The 22474-nt window shown below is 62.6% G+C and carries 20 protein-coding genes, 1 tRNA gene and 1 pseudogene; 8 read left to right on the forward strand and 14 right to left on the reverse strand.

Annotation, left to right across the window (positions count from 1 at the left end; genetic code table 11):
* The first annotated feature begins 17 nt into the window (after nt 1-17).
* A complete protein-coding gene (locus tag NKJ11_RS01225) occupies nt 18-254 on the forward strand; it encodes a hypothetical protein (RefSeq protein WP_023813880.1) in 237 nt (78 codons plus the stop codon).
* 2 nt (nt 255-256) lie between these two features.
* Here NKJ11_RS01225 and NKJ11_RS01230 read toward each other — a convergent pair.
* The 9 genes from NKJ11_RS01230 to NKJ11_RS01270 form a co-directional block, all read right to left on the reverse strand.
* Nucleotides 257-330 (reverse strand) — tRNA-Gly (locus NKJ11_RS01230).
* Nucleotides 331-407: 77 nt separating this feature from the next.
* On the reverse strand, nt 408-2321 hold the full coding sequence (locus tag NKJ11_RS01235; RefSeq protein ID WP_352792518.1) for an acyltransferase family protein: 1914 nt from the start codon (nt 2319-2321) through the stop codon (nt 408-410).
* 197 nt (nt 2322-2518) lie between these two features.
* Nucleotides 2519-4009 (reverse strand): hypothetical protein, encoded by a 1491-nt coding sequence (locus NKJ11_RS01240; protein ID WP_352792519.1) that lies wholly within the window; start codon nt 4007-4009, stop codon nt 2519-2521.
* Between the two features lie 33 nt (nt 4010-4042).
* Complete coding sequence (locus tag NKJ11_RS01245) at nt 4043-4489, reverse strand: GtrA family protein (RefSeq protein ID WP_128305261.1); 447 nt, start codon at nt 4487-4489, stop codon at nt 4043-4045.
* Between the two features lie 41 nt (nt 4490-4530).
* Nucleotides 4531-5520, reverse strand: a complete 990-nt coding sequence (locus tag NKJ11_RS01250; RefSeq protein WP_206535300.1) for a glycosyltransferase family 2 protein — start codon at nt 5518-5520, stop codon at nt 4531-4533.
* Nucleotides 5521-5600: 80 nt separating this feature from the next.
* Nucleotides 5601-7100 (reverse strand): sensor histidine kinase, encoded by a 1500-nt coding sequence (locus NKJ11_RS01255; protein ID WP_352792520.1) that lies wholly within the window; start codon nt 7098-7100, stop codon nt 5601-5603.
* Entirely contained in the window at nt 7097-7771 is a 675-nt protein-coding gene (locus NKJ11_RS01260; protein WP_128305258.1) for a response regulator transcription factor, read from the reverse strand. Before NKJ11_RS01260 ends, NKJ11_RS01255 begins: the two co-directional genes overlap by 4 nt.
* A 40-nt stretch (nt 7772-7811) precedes the next feature.
* Entirely contained in the window at nt 7812-8204 is a 393-nt protein-coding gene (locus NKJ11_RS01265) for a hypothetical protein (RefSeq protein WP_352441472.1), read from the reverse strand.
* A gap of 317 nt (nt 8205-8521) precedes the next feature.
* The gene (locus tag NKJ11_RS01270) at nt 8522-9139 is read right to left on the reverse strand and encodes an outer membrane protein (RefSeq protein WP_128305256.1); all 618 of its coding nucleotides are present in this window, start codon (nt 9137-9139) and stop codon (nt 8522-8524) included.
* A gap of 410 nt (nt 9140-9549) precedes the next feature.
* On the opposite strand from NKJ11_RS01270, the gene NKJ11_RS01275 reads away from it, so the two are divergent.
* Nucleotides 9550-9864 (forward strand): DUF6460 domain-containing protein, encoded by a 315-nt coding sequence (locus NKJ11_RS01275; RefSeq protein WP_196815359.1) that lies wholly within the window; start codon nt 9550-9552, stop codon nt 9862-9864.
* A 90-nt stretch (nt 9865-9954) separates the two neighbouring features.
* Nucleotides 9955-10227 (forward strand): annotated as a pseudogene (locus tag NKJ11_RS01280) (DUF6460 domain-containing protein).
* A 60-nt stretch (nt 10228-10287) separates the two neighbouring features.
* On the opposite strand, the gene NKJ11_RS01285 reads toward NKJ11_RS01280, so the two are convergent.
* Complete coding sequence (locus tag NKJ11_RS01285) at nt 10288-11190, reverse strand: histone deacetylase family protein (RefSeq protein WP_352554081.1); 903 nt, start codon at nt 11188-11190, stop codon at nt 10288-10290.
* A gap of 132 nt (nt 11191-11322) precedes the next feature.
* Between NKJ11_RS01285 and NKJ11_RS01290 the strand changes: the two genes are divergently transcribed.
* Together NKJ11_RS01290 and NKJ11_RS01295 are read left to right on the forward strand one after the other, a co-directional pair.
* Nucleotides 11323-12696 carry an MATE family efflux transporter gene (locus NKJ11_RS01290; RefSeq protein ID WP_352554082.1) on the forward strand — a complete coding sequence of 458 codons (1374 nt, stop codon included), beginning with the start codon at nt 11323-11325 and terminating at the stop codon, nt 12694-12696.
* A gap of 301 nt (nt 12697-12997) precedes the next feature.
* Complete coding sequence (locus tag NKJ11_RS01295) at nt 12998-13171, forward strand: hypothetical protein (protein ID WP_164748943.1); 174 nt, start codon at nt 12998-13000, stop codon at nt 13169-13171.
* Nucleotides 13172-13178: 7 nt separating this feature from the next.
* Here NKJ11_RS01295 and NKJ11_RS01300 read toward each other — a convergent pair whose 3' ends face one another.
* The gene (locus NKJ11_RS01300; RefSeq protein WP_352792522.1) at nt 13179-14255 is read right to left on the reverse strand and encodes a quinone-dependent dihydroorotate dehydrogenase; all 1077 of its coding nucleotides are present in this window, start codon (nt 14253-14255) and stop codon (nt 13179-13181) included.
* On the reverse strand, nt 14252-14602 hold the full coding sequence (locus tag NKJ11_RS01305) for a DUF952 domain-containing protein (RefSeq protein ID WP_352554146.1): 351 nt from the start codon (nt 14600-14602) through the stop codon (nt 14252-14254). The genes NKJ11_RS01300 and NKJ11_RS01305 overlap by 4 nt, the downstream gene beginning before the upstream one ends.
* 187 nt (nt 14603-14789) lie before the next feature.
* Between NKJ11_RS01305 and NKJ11_RS01310 the strand changes: the two genes are divergently transcribed.
* Together NKJ11_RS01310 and NKJ11_RS01315 are read left to right on the forward strand one after the other, a co-directional pair.
* Nucleotides 14790-15218, forward strand: a complete 429-nt coding sequence (locus tag NKJ11_RS01310) for a hypothetical protein (RefSeq protein WP_023813892.1) — start codon at nt 14790-14792, stop codon at nt 15216-15218.
* A gap of 122 nt (nt 15219-15340) precedes the next feature.
* The gene (locus NKJ11_RS01315; protein ID WP_023813893.1) at nt 15341-16000 is read left to right on the forward strand and encodes a response regulator transcription factor; all 660 of its coding nucleotides are present in this window, start codon (nt 15341-15343) and stop codon (nt 15998-16000) included.
* A gap of 32 nt (nt 16001-16032) precedes the next feature.
* On the opposite strand, the gene NKJ11_RS01320 is transcribed toward NKJ11_RS01315, so the two are convergent.
* The gene (locus NKJ11_RS01320) at nt 16033-17544 is read right to left on the reverse strand and encodes an MFS transporter (protein WP_352554084.1); all 1512 of its coding nucleotides are present in this window, start codon (nt 17542-17544) and stop codon (nt 16033-16035) included.
* 146 nt (nt 17545-17690) lie between these two features.
* Here NKJ11_RS01320 and NKJ11_RS01325 point away from each other — a divergent pair, with 146 nt between their 5' ends.
* Entirely contained in the window at nt 17691-18599 is a 909-nt protein-coding gene (locus NKJ11_RS01325; RefSeq protein ID WP_352792523.1) for a LysR family transcriptional regulator, read from the forward strand.
* Between the two features lie 147 nt (nt 18600-18746).
* Here NKJ11_RS01325 and NKJ11_RS01330 read toward each other — a convergent pair whose 3' ends face one another.
* Nucleotides 18747-22235 carry a PAS domain-containing hybrid sensor histidine kinase/response regulator gene (locus NKJ11_RS01330; RefSeq protein WP_352554085.1) on the reverse strand — a complete coding sequence of 1163 codons (3489 nt, stop codon included), beginning with the start codon at nt 22233-22235 and terminating at the stop codon, nt 18747-18749.
* Nucleotides 22236-22474: the final 239 nt, after the last annotated feature.

Consider the following 22474-nt stretch of genomic DNA (forward strand, 5'->3'; position numbering starts at 1 on the left):
TCTTCTGGAGGCTGAACATGCGCAGCTTCGAAATCATCGATCTGCTTTACGTGATCGAGGCCTGCAAGCACGATCGATCGGTCGGGAATTTCGTTTCCATGGCTGAAGGCGTGGAAGAATTGCGGGTGTTGACCGGCGATTTCGTTTCATCGGATGACGTGGCAGCAAACGCCCTCGCAACGGTGGCGCTTGCGCGAGGCTGCTCGGTTGTGTTCGACGAACAGGCAGGCGCTGAAATGGTTCTGACGCCTTAGACTGGAGCGGGTAGAGGGAATCGAACCCTCGCGTTCAGCTTGGGAAGCTGACAAGCTACCATTACATCATACCCGCGTGCGCCCTCGTTACCATGACGGCCCGGCTTCGGGCAATCGCAAAGCGGTCTGTTCTCACGACGGTCGTGCTGCGGATCACGGCGCGCCCGCGGCCGTGAATTGCCGTTTTGCCTCCGCGACCTTATTGCTGGTGGCGAAGCTTGGCCAGTATTTCGAGATGGCCAGCGTCGCGCCGGCGGAAGAGAAGTGGCCATAGTCGAAGTAGAGAAATTCATTGGTCTCGGCGTCGGCGTATGAACAACCGGCCGAGTCGCACAGATATGTCAGCGGATCTATGAAATCGGCCCCTTTGGTGAACGGCAGAACCCGTGCGTTGATGTTCGGATCCATAGCCATCGGCCAGGATGTGGTTCCGGCATGCTCCCGTTTCACCAAGAAAGCGATCTTCTGGACGTCGGCGATGAATTCCGGAGACTGGCCGACGGTATAGACCTTGACCCCCATCTCGCGAAGCCGATCGATCGTCTTCTGCAGGCCGTCGAAGCCCCTGGCCTGGTAGTCGGTCCATCGGCCGCTCAGGATCACCGCCTGGATGTTGGCGTCGCGAATGATCGACAAGGCCCGTTCGTTGAAGCGGGTGCAGGCGGGCCGAGCATAGGAAAAATAGGTCAGGTCGGGCGGACAGCCGGCATAGGTGTATTGGATGACATTGGCGTGGATTTTCTGGGCGTTGGGCTCAAGTCCCGGAACATAATGGGCAGCGAAAGAATCGCCCCACAGCAGCACATTGGTGGCAAAGCCCGTTGTACGGGTGCAGTCGGCGAGGTTCCAGTCTTCGATGCGGGTCCCGTTTTCGTTGAAACAGATGCCGTTGCGCCAGTCGCCAACCCGGATACGTTCGGTCGAGAAATCCGGAAACCGTTGCGGGAAACCGTTGCCCAGTGCGCCGGCCAAACCACCGGCGCACAGCAGCGCGATTGCCGTCGCCGAAAAGGCGAAGATAGGCAGCGGGGCGGTATAGGCTCGTTTGTGGCGGAAGGGTTGCTCGACATATTTCCAGGAGAATGCCGCCAAGGCGAAACTGCCCAACGTCATCGCGATAATCGTTGGCACACCGACAGTCTTCAGGGAGAGATAATGGACGAACGAGTTGATCGGCCAGTGGACGAGGTAAAGCGAATAGGAAATGAGGCCGACCCAGACCAGCGGCGCCAACCGAAGCACGCGAGTGGCGACAGGTGCCGGCCTGTCGGCGTTATCCTGGCCAGCATAGATCAGCAGAGCTGTTCCGATGCAGGGGAATAGGGCATTGTAGCCGGGAAACGGATCGCTGTCCGAAATCATCACAAAGCCAAATGCAATCAGGGCAAAGCCGGCGAGGCCGATCAGGTCCACCGCCAGCCGACTGGCTAGGACCGGAGGCTTCCGCAACATCAGCATGGCGCCCAGCGCCAGCTCCCATATGCGCGTCGGCAAGAGATAGAAGCCTGCCGTCGGTGCCAGCGAGGTTGCTATGACTGCCAGGGCAAAGCTGCCGATGGCCATCGGCAGAAGTACCGTCAGCCAGCGCTTCGAGACGTATCGGTGGATCAGATAAAGGAGGATCGGCGCGAAGATATAATACTGCTCCTCCACCGAAAGTGACCATGTGTGCAGGAGCGGCCGCAGTTCGGCGTCGATGGAGAAATAGTTCGTCGTTTTCCAGAAATAGATGTTCGACCAGAAGGTCGAGGCGGCGATCACGCTAAGGCTGAATTCGTGGAGATCCGAAGGCAGAAGGATGAACCAGGCGGCAATGCTCGCGAGCAGGATGACGAAGGTCAGCGCCGGCAGGATGCGCCGTGCGCGGCGCCAGTAGAAGCGGCCGATCGAGAACTGGCCCCGCTCAAGATCATCGAGCAGGCTGCCGCTGATCAGATAGCCCGATATGACGAAGAAGATGTCGACGCCGGTGAAGCCGCCAGGAATGGCGGACACGCCGAAATGGAAGAGCACGACGGGCAGCACCGCAACGGCCCGCAGGCCGTCGATGTCGCGCCGGTAGTTCATCCGGCCGGCTCGCGCGCGACCACCAGGATCCGTGCGGCCGCACCCGACACGCTCATGCGGCGATGCCTTCGGTCGTGCTGAAAATCCCGGCTCGTCGATCTCACAGGCTTACCCTCAGGCAGCAATTTTGCTGCGCTGCAACATGGGTGTCAAGGCATATATTGGCTGTCGCGAAATTCGCCAGCAACGCACCAGGATCAGACGCCGGGCAGATAGATTACCGCGTAGTCGTCCGAGTAGGCCCGTTTCCAGCCCAACTGGTCGAAGAAGGGGATGCGGGCGTCGTCAGCCGACAGCAGCGCCCAGCCTATTGCGTATTGCTTCAGGCGGGCTTCGAGGAGCGGCCTGCCGCCGCTTTGTCCTGTCTCGTTGTCGTTCTTTGTAAAACCGCCCAGGAACAGTTGGTCCGTCCGTCCGTCGATATAGGTCTTGAACCCGTGGAAAATCAGCGTGCCGCCGAAATTGTAGGAATTCAGCACGTTGCCGGATAGATGATGGCTTTCGGCGAATGCCAGCGCCCCGCTGGCCGACGTCTTCGGGCTTGGCGCGACCTGATAGGCACTGCCGAGCACGGCGACCGCGCCGATCAGCAAGACGGCTGCCGCGCCGCAGATCGCATAGAACCGCCTGGCGAGGAAATTTTCCAGTCCGTCGCGCTTTTCCGCCAGCCATGTGGTGGCCGAAAGCGAGGGATATTGCTGTGCGACCTCGACCGCGATCATCAGGGGAACCAGCAGGAAGAACAGATACATGAAACGCACATGGGCGAGATAGACATGCAAGGTGAAGACGACGAACAACGCCTTGGCCCAGCCAATTCGCAGCCGTGACACCAGAAGCCCGAAAAGCGCCAGCAGAATCGCAGCTTCCTGGACGGGGCCATCCGGCTGACTGAACGGTTTCCATTCCATGATCAGCGGCACGGCCTCATTGCCATAGGCCACGGTCAGGGTCGCCAGTATGGCCTGGACGCCATAGGGGTGGATCAGGCTGACCAGCGGGCAAAGCAGCCCGAATGCGATCCATTTCGCCACGAGGGCAGGTTTCGACAGGCCTGTGCGCTCCAGCAGATCGAGACCGGCGAAAGCCGCGATGACGAAGCTCAAGGTGAAGGTGGCGTGCAGGTTCGCCCACAACACAACCAGCACAAGCAGCCACCATGGCGGCGCCCGCTCTTCCCGTGCCGCACGAAAGAGCATCTCCGTCCAGATGACGATGATCGGGAACGTGAAGACATGCGGACGCGAGGTGAAAATCGGATTGATCAGGAACACTGCGGCGAAGGCCAGCGTAATCGCCAGCATCGGCTTCAGCCATGTGCTGAGAAACCACCCCATCAGGAGCACCGTCAGGGAGATCGAGGCGATGATCAGCGTGACCACCCCGTTCCAGCCTCCTGCCTGGTAGCCAAGAGCCAGCAGGACCTGCCCCAGCCATTCCTTGGCAATCCACGGCTGGCCGGCAAAAGTGTAGGAATAAGGGTCGACTGCCGGAAATGTCCGGTTTGCCAGGAAATCCAGCCCGACCTTGACTTGCCACCAACTGTCGGGATCCTGCAGGGTGGAACCGGCCTGGGCAGCCAGTGCTCCCGCCATCGCCAAGGCCGCAAGCAGGCAGAAGATCAGCCGGATGCGCTGCGAATCCTCGAATGACGGCAAGGCGTGCACAGTCGATTGAATCTCGCTCACATCATGCCCCAAAGCCATTGCATTGCACCTCAATCAAGGAATGTGGTCCATTGACGTCGCCCGAATGGCCGCTGCGCTACCATCCGTATTTCCCACGAACACAAAGCGGGCCGAACCAAAGTAGAAAATGATCGAGTAAAGGCAGTTTCCGGCCAAGTGGACGAATGGGTTTTCGAGGATGCCTGCCGAAACGGCGGCAACCACGATGGCCAGGTTGGCGCCATAGGCGACGACAAAAATTATCACATATCGTTGGGCCGTGCCGGGTCGAAAGCCCCCCTCTCTGTTGAAGGTCCATTGGCGATTGAGGAAGAAACCAAGGATGAGGCCGGCAGCATAGCCTGTTGCATTGGAAACGATGTCACCAAGGCCCAGCGCAAGCCCAGCCAGTATTGTTGCATATCCTAGCGCGGTATTGAGCACCCCCACGGCGCCAAACCGCAACATTCTCAATAAATCGGATGGCAGACTTGACAGCATGCTGTTCCTGGTGTGCCAGCGCCTATCGGTAGAACGCCGTCTCAAGCACGTGCGGCCTTCTTTGCCATCTCTTGCAGGCGATGGACGGGCAGCTCCTTGTCCTCGGCTGCCTGGCTGCGCGAAACGATCTCGTTGACGAAATAAAGCGGCCGCCGCTTCGTCTCCATGTACATGCGCCCGAGATACTCGCCGAAGATGCCAAGCACCATGAGCTGGACGCTGCCCAGGATCAGCATGATCGCGGCAAGGCTGGTCCAGCCGGGCAAGACGTTTCCGACCGACCATTCGAACAGGGTGTAGCCGAGCACGACCAGCCCCAGAAGCCCGAACATCATTCCGAGCAGCGAGGCGAACCGCAAGGGTACGATGGAGAAGCTGGTCATCGCGTCGACCGCCAGAAGAAGCATTTTCTTCAGCGGATAGTGGGTGGTGCCGGCAAAGCGGCGGTGCCGCTCATAGGGAAAAGCCACCTGTCTCAGCCCGATCCAGCTCACCATGCCGCGAATGAACCTGTAACGTTCTGGCATCGCGTTCAGATGGTCGAGCGCGCGACGGTTCATCAGCCGGAAATCACCGGTATTCGGGGCTATGTCGACGTCGACCATCCGGCGCAGCAAGCGATAGAACATGGACGCGGAGGCGAGCTTGAACCAGCTTTCGCCATCGCGCGTCAGCCTCTGGCCGTAGACCACATCGAAGCCTTCGTTCATCTTCGTCATCATCGCGCCGAGCAGTTCAGGCGGATCCTGCAGGTCGGCATCGAGAATGAGAATGCGCTGGCCGCGACAGAATTCGAGCCCGGCGCTCAACGCGATCTGGTGGCCGTAATTGCGGGCAAGGTCGATGGCGACGACATGGTCGTCCTTTTCAGCCAGCTGGAGAATGGCTTCGCGCGTACCGTCGGTCGCGCCATCGATGACAAGGACGATCTCGTAGGAAGGGCCTTGTTCAAGGCATGCGGCCGTTACCCGCCGGTGCAGTTCGGCCACGCCATCCAGCTCGTTGTAGCATGGTATGACCACCGACAGCATGACGCCGCGTCGCGCGGTGTTTCTCTCCGTCTCCACCAAAGCCTTGCTCCCGCTATTCGATTGGGAATAGCGGCAATTGGTTAGAAAACAGATAAGCCAATGGGATCGGCCGCAACCGTCGGCCGGCCATCATTTCTGCCGCACGCGGCCACCGACCGAACCGGCAACTCCATGCGGATGCGGGCGCCTTGCCAGGAGCCCGCCAATATCCGGATGGAGCCGTCGTGCAGCAGTGCGATCTGCCGGGCAAGGTTCAATCCCAGACCGGCGCCGCGCGATTGCGGCTGCAGGCGGTAGAAGGGCTCGAAAATATTCTCGTGCTCATCGGCCGGAATGCCTGGGCCTTCGTCGCGGATTTCGACGCCGCCGGTTTCATAGATCGCTATGGTGATCGTGCCGGAACCGCCGCCATGATCGATGGCGTTGCGCACGAGATTTGCCAGCGCCCGCTCGATCTGCGGCACGTTGATCTCGACATGGACCTTGTTGGCTGTCGGCTCGAAGGCAAGATCGTAGCCTGCTTCGATGGCGAGCGGGGCAAAGTCGGCCGCGACCCGGCTGACAAGATCGCAGAGGTCGATGATTTGGCGCTGGTCCGCCGGGCGGTCGAGCAACTGGTGGTCGAGCAGCTGTTGCGCAAGATGCGACAGGCGCTCGATGTCATGCAGCAGGCGCGCGCTTTGCGGTTCCTGCTTCAGCAATTCGGCGCGCGTGCGCAGGATGGCGATCGGCGTGCGCAGTTCGTGCGCGGCGTCGGTGAGGAAGCGATTGTGCCGGTCATAGCCCTGGGCGAGGCGCGCCAGCGTCTGGTTGAAGGCATGCACGAGCGGCGCGATCTCCTGCGGCACATTCTTGACCGGCAGTTGCATCGCACGGGTGCCGATGTCGATGCGCGCGGCCTGCTGGACGGTGTCGACAAGTCCGGCAAACGACCGGCGCACGACGGCTGGCGTCGTCACCAGGGTCGTGGCTCCCATGACGAGGACAATCGGCAACAGCAGGATGACGATGATGGCCACGAGAGCGGGAAGCGCCTTCTCCCAGTTCCTGCTGCCATCCGGGTTCTTGGCGACGTCGATGCTGGCCGAAATGGTGACCTCGAGGCCCTCGGTCTCTTCCCGCGATGACCTTGTCGCGGCGATGATCTGAACCGTGCCGGCCTTGGTCGAAACCCTTTCGAGATAGGCCTCCGGCCTCAAATCATCTTCGGAAAATCCGATGGTGGCGTGATCGGCCTGGCCCAGCAGATCGCCAAAATTCCTGGTGTAGACGTCGGGTATGCTGCCGAAGCGGATGCTCTGGCCGCTGTTGTCGCGAATGATGTACCAGACATTGGGGAAACCCTCACGAAACGAACGCAGCCCGTCGGTCTCATGGACGATCAATTTGCCGTTGCCGTCACGATCGACGGCCTCCTTCAGGGCGGCAACGGCAGCTTCGTTGTCGACAAGAAGCCGCGGATTGGCGATCCATAGCGCGGCCGCGCACAGCACGATGAAGGCAAGGAGTGTCGCCGCCTGCAGCAGGATCATCCGCCGCACCAGCACCCATTGCAGCGATCGCGTGCGCGGCTTCTTCACGAGGCGGCCCGCAAGAGATAACCGAGGTTGCGGATCGCCCTGATCTCGATACCGGCAGCGACGTCGTCAAGCTTGCGACGCAGCCGCGAAATGTGCGCATCCAATGCATTGGAGCCGATCTCGTCGTCGAGAGCATAGACGGCTTCTTCCAGCGTCCCGCGCATAATCGTCCGGCCCGGCCTGCGGATGAGCGTTTCGAGCACCAGCCGTTCGCGCCGCGGCAGCTCCAGCGTCTGGTCCTCGACAAGCGCCTCGCGATGGCGAAAATCATAGGTGAGGCGGCCGACCACCGTCTGGTGGGCGCGCGTGGTGAACGAACGCCGGTGCAAGGCATTGAGCCTGGCAACCAGTTCCACCGTGGCGAACGGCTTGACCATGTAGTCGTCGGCGCCGGCATCGAGCCCCGCCACGCGATCGTCGAGCCCGCTGAGCGCCGTCAACGCGATCACCGGCACGTCCAGATGCAAGGCCCGCAGGCGCGGGATCAGGCTGAGGCCATCGCCGTCCGGCAGCCGGCGGTCCAGCACCACCGCGTCATGGTGGCCGAGCCGCGCCACGGCTTCGGCATCCGCCAGTGTCGCGGCATGGTCGACGATGATGTCCTGGCGCTCGAGCGCGGTCTTCAGCACCGAGGCCATTTCCGGCTCGTCCTCGATCAGCAGGATGCGCATGCGCACTCTCCGTCACAGGCAGCCGGCACGCTGTGGCAATTCATTCGCATTCCAGCTTCGGTTGACGAAAATTGGTGATGAACCATCGGCCGCCCGAGGCGCGGGCATAGAACGTATAGAAGCATTCCTGGCGCTCGATATAGCCAGGCGTTTCGGTTTCTTCGTAGACGGTTCCGTGTTTTGTGTGGCGAACCTCGCCGCTGGAGGTCCCGGAAACCGCGTTGGTGGATATTGTCCGCCACTGATAGGCCCGCTCGCCCCGACCGAGATCAACGACGGCGGTCGGCGGCCCGTAGTCCAGAATGACCGATTCGACCGGTTGCCCGATGTAGTTCTTCATAATGTCGGAGGCGCATCCCGTCAGCACCAGCACGATTGCGACGAAGAACGCCTTGGAGATCCACACCAGATGGTTTGCGCTGCGTTTGGACATATCCGATTCCCGTCATCAAGGTTATCCGCGGCACCGAATGCATGTCGCCCAAAAGTGGCCCCGGTTTTGGGGACAACGACATGCACAAAAACAAAAACCTGAAGCGGGCCGCATGATCCGCTTCGATGCGACGCGCTTTAGGGTGTGAAGATTGCATCGACATTACGCAGGACCTGGCACACAAATGCGGTCTGCCGACACGCGTCGACGCCGGTGCGGATGGACGCAAAGCAATTGCGCGGCCCCGTTGCATCCGGGCGCCGCGCAAGGTCGTTCGAGCAAAATACAGACGGGTTCAACGGAACCCATGGCCTGCCCTAGAACCGGTAGTTGATGCCGGCCTTCAGTTCATGGCTGCCGATCGTCGCCTTGGATTTGCCCAGGGCGGACGTCGTTTCGACGCCTGGGGTGCGCACATAGTCATACTCGACCTTGGCCGAGAGGCCGCCGGCAAAACCCTGCTCGATGCCGCCGCCGACCAGATAGCCGAGTTTCCATCCGTCGGTGCTGCTTACCTTGTCGCCCTTGTCGAATTTGGTCATGGCGACGCCGCCGGTTCCAAACAGCAGCGTCTGGTCGAAGCTCAAGCCGGCCTTGGCCTTGGCGGCTCCGCGCCACTTTTCCTTGATCTTGCCGCCCCGGACGTCGTGCTCGGCGCCACCAAGATAGGAGCCCTCGATCTCGGCACCGAGAACCGCTGGACCCATCTGCTGGTTGTAGCCGGCCTGAACGCCGCCGCTGAGACCATTCCTGCCGGCAAACGGGTTCGGCATCCCGGTGAACGCCGTGCCGCCATGCACGCCGACATAGGCGCCGCTCCACTGGAACGCGGGGGGATCATTGTAGGTGGGCGAAAGGTCGGCGGCCATCGCCGGCCCTAGGAGGCATACGGCAAGGGCACTTGCCGTCAGGATGATCTTTGCTTGAGAGAACACTGCATTACTCCACACACGCGCGCATCCGGCAATCGATGCGCAGGTTAATTCCCGAAGAACTCGACCGTTGGGGCGGTCGGGCTCCGATTTAGCGTCTTTCAGGGATGGTTGCGCGGTCCTGGGACTGGCTTTCGCCAGCTGTGGTAGGGGGGTCAGAGCGCCCGCGCGGCCAATCACCTGAAAGACGCCGACCGTCTCGCAGGCGAAAATTGCACGCACATTGCGGGAAGTCGAAAAATGAAGATTTTTCGCTTTATTTTCAAGATATTAAAGCGGTTCTGTTTACGCAAATTTAACAGTCTGGCGCGGGTTTGGCCAGTTCAGCAGCACAATCTTGCCATGCAATCGCTCGGTGGAGGCCTTTGGCATCCCGCAAAACTGCCGGCTTGAAGCGGGCAAGCCAAGTGCGTATGTCTGGGCCGAAGCCCTCGAGTCTGGGTACCTCAATCTGGAGACGGGCCTTGTCCGCATTGACGCGCTTCCTTGGCGACTCGCCGCTCAAGGTGATCCTGAAACTGCTGGTGGTGTCTTTCCTCGTCGGCCTGGTCATGAATGCCTTCGGCTGGTCGCCGATGGATGTGCTCTACGGCATCCGGAAGTTCTTCATGGACCTGTGGAATCTCGGCTTCCACGCCATCGACCGCTTCCTCGGCTATATCTTGCTGGGCGCGGCTATCGTCGTGCCGGCGTTCATCTTGTTGAGGATCGCCAACTACCGGAAGTAGAGCATGATCCCGAAAAGTGGGAACCGGTTTTCCGACAAGACCGTGCTTGAAAAGGACTATCAGGCGTAGCCCGCGGCGACCTCGAACAGGATGGCGTGGCGCGCCGCATTGACGCGCTTTCTTGGCGACTCGCCGCTCAAGGTGATCCTGAAACTGCTGGTGGTGTCTTTCCTCGTCGGCCTTGTCATGAATGCCTTCGGCTGGTCGCCGATGGATGTGCTCTACGGCATCCGGAAGTTCTTCATGGACCTGTGAAATCTCGGCTTCCACGCCATCGACCGCTTTCTCGGGTATATCCTGCTGGGCGCGGCTATCGTCGTGCCGGCCTTCATCCTGTTGAGGATCGCCAACTACCGGAAGTAGAGCATGATCCCGAAAAGTGGGAACCGGTTTTCCGACAAGACCGTGCTTGAAAAAGGACTATCAGGCGTAGCCCGCGGCGACCTCGAACAGGATGGCGTGGCGCGCCGCGAGTGCGGGCACATCCGTTGAATAGCCACCTCCGATGACGCCGCACACCGGAACGCCCTGCGCGCGAAAATGGCTGATGACCATGTCGTCGCGGGCGCGCAGGCCGTCATCCGATAGCGACAGCCTGCCAAGCCGGTCCGCGGCATGGACGTCGACGCCGGCATTGTAGAACACGATGTCCCAATGGGCCTGGGCGGACAGTTCCGGCAGGATGTCGGCGAGCCTCTCGAGATAGGCGGCGTCACCCGTGCCGTCGGGCAGCGCGACATCAAGGTCGGAGGCGATCTTGCGCACGGGATAGTTGCGGTCGCCATGCATGGAAAAGGTGAACACGCGTGGATCATCGGTGAGAATATCCGCCGTGCCGTCGCCCTGGTGCACGTCGAGATCGACGACCAGGATGTTGCGTGCCGCGCCTTCGGCGAGCAGGACCAGCGCGGCGACGGCGACATCGTTGAAGGTGCAGAAGCCCGCGCCTTGCGCGCGCCGTGCATGGTGGCTGCCGCCGGCGGTGTTGCAGGCGATACCGTGGCGCAAGGCGAGCCGCGCCGCTAGCACGGTGCCGCCGGTGGCAAGCTGCGCGCGCAGCGAGACGCGGGGTCCGATCGGAAAACCGATCTCGCGCTCGATCTTCTCGGGCACGCGGCAGTTGACGACCTGGTCGACATAGTCCGCCGCATGGGCAAGCTCCAGCCATGACGCTGGTGCCGGTTCGGCGGTGCTGAGCGCGTCGGGGCCGGCGAGGCCGCGCGTACGCAGCGCCTCCATCAGCAACGGATATTTGCTCATCGGAAAGCGATGGTTGACGGCGAAGCCGGCGTCGTAGTCGGGATGATGGACGATCTGCAGAGGCATGAAATCGTATCCGGCTGGCTCACGCCAGACCGGGATTTCGGTTGGCCGTCAAGGGATAGGTGATTGCGCGGTGGCCGGAAAATGGGGCACATCGACGGTTCTATCAAGCCGCAATCAGCAAGGCAGCAATCCTTGGACAAAGGTGCAACACCAGCCGACGCCGGATCCCCTATCCACGCGGGATCCCCGATCCACCCCGGATCATTTGTCGTCACCAACCGCTCCGTGCTCGCCATCGCCGTGCCGATGACGCTTGCCTATCTGACGACGCCGATGCTCGGCCTGGTCGACACGGCTGTCATCGGCCAGTTCGGCGATGCCGCCCTGCTCGGCGGCCTTGCGGCCGGCGCACTGATCTTCGACGTCGTCTTCACCTCTTTCAATTTCCTGCGCTCGGGCACCACCGGGCTCGTCGCCCAGGCTTTCGGACGCGGCGATGCCCTGGAGGAGCAGGCGGTGTTCTGGCGCGCCGTGCTAATCGCGGTTATCGCCGGCATCGTGCTCGCTGCCCTTGCGCCGCTGGTCGCCATCGCCGGGCAAAAGTTCATGGGCGCCGAACCGCGCGTCAGCGAGGCAATGGGCGTCTACATCAGGATCAGGCTGCTCGCGGCTCCCTTTTCGCTGATCAACTACGCCATCCTTGGCTACGTGCTGGGGCGTGGCGAGGGCGGGCTTGGGCTGGTGCTGCAATTGGTGCTGAACGGCATCAACATCGCGCTCTGCTTCCTGCTTGGGCTGAAACTTGGCTGGGGTGTCGCCGGCGTTGCCTGGGCGACCGTCACCGGTGAGTTCCTGGCCATGCTGCTCGGCCTGGCGATCGTGATCCGCCGGTTCCGGGCTGCCCCATCCTTGCCGCGCCACCGCCTGCTCGACATGGCCGCCTTCCTGCGCATGATGTCGCTCAACCGCGACATCATGATCCGCTCGTTCTCGCTGCTCGCCGCCTTCGCATTGTTCACCCGCCAGGGCGCGCAGTTCGGCACGGTGACGCTGGCCGCCAACGCCGTGCTGATGAACTTCTTCCTCGTCGCCGGCTATTTCCTCGACGGCTTTGCCACCGCCGCCGAACAGCTGGCTGGCCGTGCCGTCGGCGCGCGCGCCGCCGCACCGTTCCGCCAGGCCGTCCGGCTGACGCTGTTTTGGGGTTTCGGACTGGCGGGAGCCGCGACGCTGGTAATGCTGTCTGGGGGCGCCAATCTGGTCGCACTCGTGACGACATCGGAGGAAGTCCGTTCGGTGGCCGACATCTACCTGCCGTGGGCGGCATTCACGGCGCTGAGCGGTGTGCTGGCGTTCCAGATGGATGGCGTCTTCATCGGCGCGACCTGGTCCCGCGACATGCGCAACATGATGCTTCTGTCGTTCCTGGTTTTCGCGGCCGCGCTGCTGACCCTTGCGCCCGCCTTCGGCAACAATGGACTGTGGGCGGCGCTGCACGTCTTCCTGCTGGTGCGAGGCTTCAGCCTGCTGACGATCCTGCGGCTCAGGGTACGGACGGCGTTTTAGACGATGTCCCCCGGAAGGCCCTGCGCCGTCCAGGCACCGAACGACACCTGTTCGCGATAGGAATTTTTTCTTGACTCGGTGACCTCAGCTATGGTACATATTTGTTTATGGTGCTGATTTGCGCCAGTGACCCGCCGCACAGGCGGGTTTTTCGTTTGATGCTTCGTCAGCCAACGCCCCGGCGAGACTCCGAAGGAACCCGTTAACCCGGGTTCGTTGCCAATGCTGTGCGGTCGGATGCACTTGCACTTCCAGTCGATTTCCAACAGACTTGATGCACCAATTGTTCCAGGGCGAGCTTATGCGAAGCTACCTGCCATATGTCTTGGGCGCGGCGCTGGGATTGCTCGCTGCGTTCATTCTCTCCGCGGTTTCTGGCATCGGCGGCACCGCGCAATTGCTTCTCTTCGGGGTGTTGCCTGCCATCGGCGGCGCCATTTGCGAGCGGGCCGTCAGTCGCAATCTACGCTCCTGAGAGCAGTTCAGAGTTGCCTGGACCCCCACAAGTCGAGGCGGCTGTCGCGCAACTCGCAAATCGACTTCAGCCGTTCTTTTTCGACGAAACGGACCATTCCGGAAAGAATACGGCCTGGCAGTGAAGGCCCGGCATAGATCATGCCGGTGTAGAGCTGGACCAGATCAGCACCCGCACGGATCTTGTCCAGCGCCGTATCGGCGGAATCGACGCCGCCGACGCCGATGATGGCGCGGTCCGGTCCGAGCAGTTTGCGCATCTTCGCCAGCACGATGGTCGAACGCTCGAACAGCGGCTTGCCGGAGAGTCCCCCGGTCTCGCGCGCGGTGTCGCCGCTGCGCAGCGGCGGCCGGGAGATGGTGGTGTTGGAGACGATGACGCCGTCGATCCGCTTCTCGGTGACCTCGGCGGCGATGTCCTCCAGCTCGGCCTCGACCAGATCCGGCGCGATCTTCAGGAACACCGGCGGCTGCGCCGTTCCCGTGGCGCGCGCGGCCATGACCCGCGACAAGAGTTCGCCGAGCTGCTCGCGCGCCTGCATGTTGCGCAGGCCCGGCGTGTTGGGCGAGGAGATGTTGACGGTGAGATAGCTGGCGTATTGCGCAAACCGGGCGACACCGCGCTCATAGTCGCCGATTCGGTCGCTGCTGTCCTTGTTGGCGCCGATGTTGACGCCGACGATGCCGGAGCGGCCCTTACGTGCGGCAAGGCGCTTTTCGGCCGCTGCATGGCCTTCATTGTTGAAGCCCAGCCGGTTGATCACCGCATCGTCGGCAGTCAGCCGGAAAATACGCGGCTTCGGATTGCCGGTTTGCGGCAGCGGCGTGATCGTGCCGACCTCGGCGAAGCCGAAACCCAGCCCAAGCAGCGCGTCGGGCACCTCGGCGTTCTTGTCATAGCCGGCCGCCATGCCGAGCGGATTGGGGAAATCGAGGCCGCAGACGCTGACCTTCAGCCTGTCGTCGCGGACCGCCGGCGCACCAACCGGAACGCCGCATCGCAAGGCGGCGATTGACAGGCCATGCGCCGTTTCCGGATCGAAGGCGAACAGCAGCTTCTGGCCGAGCCGGTCGAGCACGCTCATTGCCCCTCCAGTGCCGGGAACTGGTGCACACCATCGGCGCCAAGCGGCAGTGGTCGGACCGACAGCACTGCTTTCAGGTCCAGAACGTCGTAGAGATGCGGAAACAGTTCGCCGCCGCGCGAGACCTCGTATCTCAGCGCGGCGCCCAGGCCGGCGCCGTCGACGGCGACCAACAAAAGGTCTGTCTGGCCGGCAAAGTGCTTTGCCGCCGTTTCCCTGACCTGTGCTGCCGTGGAGAAGTGGATGAAGCCGTCGGCGACATCGATCGGCGCGCCGGTGAAGCGGCCATGCGTTTCGGCCTCGCGCCATGGCGCTTGCGGGGTTATCTTGTAGATAATCTGAGACATGGTTGCGCTATAGAGCAGTTCCAGGAAAAGTGTGAAACGGTTTTCCCGGGAAAAGCGCATAGCGCTTTCCCTTGGGAATTGCGTCAAGAAGATTCCGAACCAGCCATTCGGGAAAGGCCATGCCAAGGGTCTTCCCCATTTCCGGCGCAAACATGCGATATCTGAGGCCTTGGCCATGGAGGACAACATGCGTCTGCAGCACATCTTGATCCCCGCCGCGCTCGTTTCGCTGATCGCGGCTTCAGCTTACTCGGAAGAAACCGACCGCTACCGGCTGGAAAAGTCCGATAACGGCTTTGTCCGTATCGATACGCAGACCGGCGCCATGTCGATTTGCGAGGAGCGTTCGGGCCAGCTCGTCTGCAAGATGGCGGCCGACGAACGCGCTGCTTTCCAGGACGAGGTCGACCGCCTGCAAACCTCGATGAAGGCGATGGACGAGCGCGTCACCAAGCTCGAGAATTCGCTCTCCGCCCGCCTCGAATCGAAACTGCCGAGCGAGGAGGATTTCAACAAGACGATGGGCTACATGGAGCGCTTCCTTCGCGGCTTCATGGGCATCGTCAGGGATATGGACAAGGACAACGGCGCCCAGCCCAATTCGCAGAAGACCTGAGCGCTTCAACCAAGGGAAAACGCGGGGCGCTGGCTTTGCCGCTTGAAAACAGCGCGCCGCCCCGCATAATCGCCCACTGATCCCGAAAAAGCTAAACCCATAGGGGATTCGGGGAGGGACATTTGCCGGCAGGCTATTCTTTCGTCATCGCCGACGATCACCCGCTGTTTCGCGGTGCGCTGCGCGAAGCGCTCGCCGGCATCGGCAACGTCGCCGCCATCCACGAAGCCGGCGATTTCGAGAGCGCCAAGGCGCTGGTCGTGGCCAACGAGGACGTCGATCTGGTGCTGCTCGACCTGTCGATGCCGGGCGCCAGCGGGCTCTCCGGCCTGGTCTCGCTGCGCGGCATCCATCCGGCGGTGCCGCTGGTCGTGGTGTCGGCCCACGACGATCCGGCGACCATCAGGCGGGCGCTCGACCTCGGCGCTTCCGGCTTTATCTCCAAATCGGCCAGCATGGAAGAGATCCGCAGCGCCGTGCAATCGGTGCTTGCCGGCGACATCGCAGCACCAGCCGGCGTCGATCTCGGCATCGAGCGCGATCCCGAAATATCGGACCTTATCAAGCGGCTGCAGGCTTTGACGCCGCAGCAGACACGGGTGCTGGGCATGCTGGCCGAGGGCCTGCTCAACAAGCAGATCGCCTATGAACTCGGCGTATCGGAGGCCACTATCAAGGCGCATGTCTCCGCCATCCTGCAGAAGCTCGGCGTCGACAGCCGCACGCAGGCGGTGATCCTTCTGTCCAAGATCGGCAGCGACCCGCTGCAGCCGGCGGGTTGATCGCCAGGGCGCCTGTTCAATCAGAACATTGTTCAATCAGAGCACTGAACCTCCGTCCGCCGCATCGGCCGCGCGTTGAAGCTTGCGAAACTGATGGCGGCCATGATCCAGACGCCGATCCCGCCATAGAGCATGACCCAGCCAAAGCCGTTGCGCAGCGCATCCGGGGCGACGGTCCCGGCGAGCCCGGAGATGGGATTTCCAGCAGCGATAGCTTCGGCGAGAAGACGCAATTGGGCAGCGTCGAGGTCGGGCAGCGCATGCCTCAGATGCGCCAGCACACCGCTGGCCAGGATGAAGCCCATCACCGCGATGTTTACCGCCAGCGAAACCATGCGGGCGCTCATGTCGATGCCGGAGGCCATGCCGGCGCGGTCGCTCGAAACGGAACCCGTCGTCGTGTTGGTGACAGGTGTGTTGGTTATTCCCAGACCCATCCCCGCGATCAGGCAGCCGGGCAGCATCGTCAGCCAATCCGGCTGCGCGGCGGCGCTGCCGAACTTCATCAGGATGAACCCGACGCCGATGATGACGAGGCCCGCCGGAATGATGATGCCGGGCCGATAACGCAGCGAAAAGCGCTCTGCCAAGGGCGGCAGCACAAGCGTCGGCAGCGTGTAGGCAAGCAGGGCAAGGCCGGTGGAGACGGTGTCATAGCCGAGCCCGGCGTGGAACCAGATCGGCAGGTAGATCATGAAAGGCCAATAGCTGAGGTTCATCGCCGCCGAGCCGACGATGGCGCCGGAAAAGGGTCGGATCCGGAAGACCGAGAAGTCGAACATCGGCCGCTGGCTGACCTTCTCGGCAATGAGGAAGGCGATGAAGCTCACTATCGAGATGCCGAGGATCGCCAGCGCGGTTGGGCTGGAGAAACCCAGATCCGGCCCCTGGATGATGTAGAAGACGAGACAGAAGACCGACGGTGACAGCGTCAGGATGCCCGCTATGTCGAGCTTGCCCGCCTGCGGGTCCTTCGATTCGTGGACGCCCATCAGAGCGAGGGCGAATGCCAGCGCAGCAACCGGCACGTGGACAAGAAATACCCATTGCCAGCTCGAGACCGCGACGATGCCGCCGCCGATGATGGGGCCGAAGCCGAGGCCGATGCCGAAGATGACGCCCCACCAGCCCCATGCGACGGCGCGTTCGCGCCCTTCCCGGAATTCATGAGACAGCACGGCAAGCTGGCAGATCAGCATCGCACCGCCGCTCAGGCCCTGCAGAAACCGGGCGACGATGAGCGTGGAGACGCTTTCGGCGACGCCGCAAATCAGTGATGTCAGGCCGAAGGCGGCGATGGCGACCAGAAAGACACGCTTGCGCCCGTAACGATCGGCGATCGTGCCGACCGCCATCAGCACCGTCGTGACCGCGATCGTATAGGCGTTCATCACCCATTGCAGTTGCTTGAAGTCGGCATGCAGCACCTGCTCCAGTGTCGGCAGGATCGTGGGAACGCTTGAAATCTCCAGACCGAACATCAGGCACGCCAGGCAGGCGGCAAACAGAACGATGATGCCGCGGCGGGTCAGGGCAGTGGGCATGGTTCAACCTTTCGAACGTATTTGTCGGCAATCGGCGAATCCATTGCAGCTCGCCCGGCGCGCGTATGGCCCAGGGTAGGCGAGGCTTGATCATTTTAGAATTGCATGGTTGGCTATTTCAGAGACAACAAGTGCGGATAGCTGACATGACGCTGGACGTAGACGCTGTGAAAACATTCGTCGCCATCGCCGATCTTCAGAGCTTTACGCGGGCGGCCGAGGCTCTTGGCAGCACGCAAGGGGCGATCAGCGTGAAGCTGAAGCGGCTGGAAGAGCGCGTCGGCCAGAAATTGATCGAGCGCACGCCTCGGCTGGTGCGCTTGTCGGCGCAGGGCGCGGTGTTTCTCCAGCCCGCACGCGACTTCCTCGCGGCACACGATCGCGCCATTGCCAGCCTGTCTTCGGTGCGCCGCCGCTTCACACTGGGCATCGCCACCCATGTCGGAGGCGCGGAAGTCCCGACATTGCTGGCGCGGCTCAACGCGCATGACCCGGCGCTCACCATCGAAGTGCGGCTCGATGATTCACACGACCTGCTGGACGCTTTCGATCGCGGTGAGATCGACGCGGCGATCATCCGCCGGGAGGACGACCGGCGCGATGGTGAAGTGCTGGCGCCCGAACATTTCGGCTGGTACGCCGCGCCCGACTTCATCCACCGGGCCGACGAGCCGCTGCGCCTGGCGGCATCCTCGCCATCCTGCGGTATCCGCAACATCACGACCCGCGCGCTCGACGCTGTCGGAATACCGTGGACGGAGGTGTTCCTCGGCTGCGGCTCCTTCGCCGTCGCGGAGGCCGTCTCGGCCGGCCTCGCAGCCTCGGTATTTTCCTGCCGGCTTGCCCCATCCGGCACCATCGAGGTCAGCCGGAAATTCGGGCTTCCGGCGCTGCCGCCTTCCGAGATCGTGCTGCTTTCGACGCTGACGGACGCCAAGTCCCGCGAGGCGCTGAGGACGCTTGCAATGGCCTTTCGCGAGCATCGTCCGCCTGTGGCGGGCGATGCCGGACGGCCCCGGTTCCGCAGTTCCCAGATGGTCGACGGCCTGGCCTAGAGCAATTCTAGGAAAAGTGTGAAGCGGTTTTCCGTCTAGAATTGCGTTAAAACAAAGAGTTAGAGCAGAACGCCGTTTCCGTGAAACGGTGAAATGCTCTAGGACGCCACCCTCGGACACCAGGGCTGAGACCGGGCGCCTTTGATGCTATTCGGCCGCCGGTGCCAGCGGCCTGACCCTGGCCATCATCGAGCGCAGTACCGCTGGTTTGAGCGGTTTGTTGATCACCGCAATCTCGAGCCCGCCGGCGGCCGTGCGCACCTCGTTGGAGCGGTCGGCTGTGACCAGCACGGCCGGCAGGTTGTCGCCATGGATCGCGCGCAGCCTGACGACGAGTTCGAGACCGGTTTCGCCGTCGAGATGGTAGTCGGCAAGAACGATGTCCGGGCGGTGTATCTTCGCGGTCTCCAGATCCTTTGAACCGGCCACGGTGTCGACGTTGCAACCCCAGCCTTCGAGCAGGAGCCGCATGCCTTCGAGGATGCGGGCGTCGTTGTCGATGCACAGCACGTGCAGCCCGGCCAGCGAAGCCGTCGCGCGGGCAGGAGCCCTGGTTTCGATCTCGCGCCGCGGCTCCTGCACGGCCGCCACGGGCAGGATGACGGAGAAGCGCGTGCCCTTGCCAGGGGTGGAAAAGATCCGGATCTCCAGGCGCAGCACCCGGGCGATGCGGTCGACGATGGAGAGGCCGAGACCGAGGCCTTCGGCCTCGCGCGCGCCCTCGTCGAGCCGGGTGAATTCGCGAAAGACGGTGTTCAGCTTGTCGCCGGCGATGCCGATGCCGGTGTCGATCACTTGGATCTCGGCCAGTTCGCCGCGCCGCCTGACGCCAACCAGCACGCGGCCGTGGCGCGTGTATTTGATGGCGTTGGAAACGAGGTTCTGGATCAGGCGGCGCAGCAGATTGCGGTCGGTCGTCACTGTCAGCGATGACGGCATGATGGTCAGCGCGAGCTTCTTTTCGGCGGCGAGCGGCCGGAAGTCGTTGCCGATCTGGCGCAGCAATCCGTCGAGGTTGAAGGCGGTATCGTCCGGCTTCATTGCGCCGGCATCGAGGCGGGAGATGTCGAGCACGGCGCCGAGAATCGTCTCGACCGATTCCAGCGAGGATTCGATGTTGACGGCCGCCTTGCCGGCAGGCCCCTTGCCGGCCTTCTCGATCAGCGAGGAGCAATAGAGCCGGGCGGCGTTCAGCGGCTGCAGGATGTCGTGGCCGGCGGCGGCGAGGAAGCGCGTCTTGCCGAGATTGGCCTCCTCGGCCAGCATCTGCGCCTGCGCCAGCTCCTCGTTGACCCGGGTCAGTTCGATGGTGCGGGTCTTGACGCGCTGCTCCAGCGATTCATTGGCACGCTTCAGGGCCAGATCCTGTTCCACGCGCCCGGAAATGTCGGCATAGGTGGCGACAATGCCGCCGTCCGGCATCGGGTTGGAGCGGAGTTCCAGGATGCGGCCCGAGGTTTTCAGCTCCATCTGCCACGGGCTGACGAAACTGGTCAGCCGGTTGAGCATGGCCACGCGCTGATCGGCAGGGATGTCGCCGCGTTCGGCGAGATGGCGCAGGATGCGGTCGAGCGAGACGCCGACCTGGCCCATCTCGTCGGGCAGGTCGAACAGCGCCCGGTACTGGCGGTTCCAGCAGATCAGGCGGAAATCGCGATCGAAGACGGTGATGCCCTGTTCCATTTGGTCGAGCGCGATCTGCAACAGGTCGCGGTTGTGCTGCAGCGCCTCGGTGGCGTCGTCGAGCAAGCGGAAGGCATCCCTGGATTCGCGGTCGTGGCGCCGAAACAGCAGCGACAGGATCAGCCGCGCCGAGGAGGAACCGACGGCGCTGGCCAGCAATTGCTCGGAGAAGCGGATGACGTCCATGCTCGCCTGCTCGTTGCCGTGCAGCGAGGCTCCGTTGGTCTTTTCGAACGACTGGAAAGAGCGCTCGGTGCGCTCGACGCCGAGATAGCGCCCGATCGTGTCCTTCAGGTCGTTGACGGTGATGGCGGTGCGGAAGCGGCGCAGGCTTGGCATCGGGCCGGCATCGCGCGGCACGAAGATCGACGCCTGGATGCGTTCCAGCGGCACCGATGCGCGCGACAGCGAGCCGAGCACGAAGAACACCGCGTTGAGCGACAGGCTCCACAGCACGCCGTGGTTCAGCGGTTCGGCGACGGTGCCGAACAATGCCTGCGGCCGCAGCGCCTCGAAGCCGAACAGCCCGTGCACGATGATGCCGGTATCAGGGGCGGCAAGCGATGGAAACAGCAGCGTGTAGCCCCAGACGAGGATGCCGGCGACCATGCCAAGTGCCGCACCCCGGCCATTGGCGCCGCGCCAGATCAGCCCGCCGATCAGGGCGGGCGCGAACTGCGCGATGGCCGCGAACGACATCAGGCCGATCGACGACAGCCGCGCGCTGTCGGTGCTCTCGCGATAATAGAGGAAGGCGATGAACAAGAGGATGAAGATCGCCCCGCGCCGCACATTGAGGATCAGCGTCGACCAGTCCTCCGTCTCGGAGGTCGAGGTCTTGAGCAGGCGGCGCACGAACAGCGGAATGACGAGGTCGTTGGAGATCATGATCGACAGCGCCACGCTTTCGACGATCACCATCGCCGTCGCCGCCGACAGGCCGCCGATGAAAGCCGCCATCGCCAGCAAATCATGGCCGCTGAACAGGGGCAGCGACAGCACGTAGAGATCGCTGCTGGTTCCGGTGCCGACCAGCGAAAGGCCGGCGAAGGCGATCGGCAGTACGAACAGGTTGATCGCCACGAGGTAGAGCGGAAACACCCATGTCGCGGTGCGCAGTTCGGCCTCGCCGCGGTTCTCGACGATGGTGACGTAGAACTGCCGCGGCAGCATGATGATGGCAAAACCGCTGAGGCACGTCAGCACCAGCCAGGTGGCGAGCGAGGTGTTGTAGCTCATCGCATGTCGGACCTGCGCGTTCTCGGCGAGCTTGTCGAACATGTCGCCCGGGCCGCCGAAGATCAGGAAGGTGACCATCAGGCCGATCGCCAGGAAGGCGGCGAGCTTGACGACGGTTTCGACCGCCACCGCCAGCACCAGCCCGTCCTGGTGTTCGGTGGCGTCGGCGTGACGGGTTCCAAACAGCACCGCGAACAGCGCCAGGAGCATGGCGACGACCAGAGAGATGTCGCTGACGAAGGGATCGAACGAAGGCGGCGATCCCGTATAGTGCTCGACCATCAGGCTGACCGAACCGGAGATCGCCTTCAACTGCAGTGCGATATAGGGCACCGCGCCGATGGTGGCGATCAGCGTGGCGATCGCCGCGACGGTGAAACTCTTGCCGTAGCGTGCGCCGAGGAAATCCGCGATCGAGGTGATCTTCTCGGTCTTGGCCAGCCGCACGATGCGGTTGAGCAGCGGGAAGCCGAACACGAAGACGAGCACCGGGCCCGTATAGATGCCGAGGAATTCGAGGCCGCGTTCGGAAGAGAGGCCGACCGAGCCGAAGAAAGTCCAGGATGTGCAGTAGATCGCGAGGCTAAGTGCGTAGATGAAAGGCCGCCCCCGGCTCGGCCCTGAAATGGCCGAGCGGCGGTCGCCGAGGCTGGCGATGGCAAACAGCAGCGTCACATAGGCGACCGCGATGATGACGATGAACAAGCCCTGCACGCCTGGACTTTCCTCCTCTGCCGCGTTTTATCCGGCTTGCCCGGACGCAACCACAGCTTGGCGTCCGAGTCCATTGCGGCTTTGGAAGCATGATCGCGACCGCGATATTCAGACAGTACAAGCAAGGTGCCGTCAGGTAAGAAGAAAGCGGTTGTTTTCTCCCTTTTATCGATGTTGCAACCGGAGGTTTTTGTTATGTTGCCTCAGGTCGATGCCGCAAGGACGGAAACGGCAGCTTG

It is taken from the genome of Mesorhizobium sp. M0243 (genome assembly GCF_040321775.1).
Lineage (GTDB): Bacteria > Pseudomonadota > Alphaproteobacteria > Rhizobiales > Rhizobiaceae > Mesorhizobium.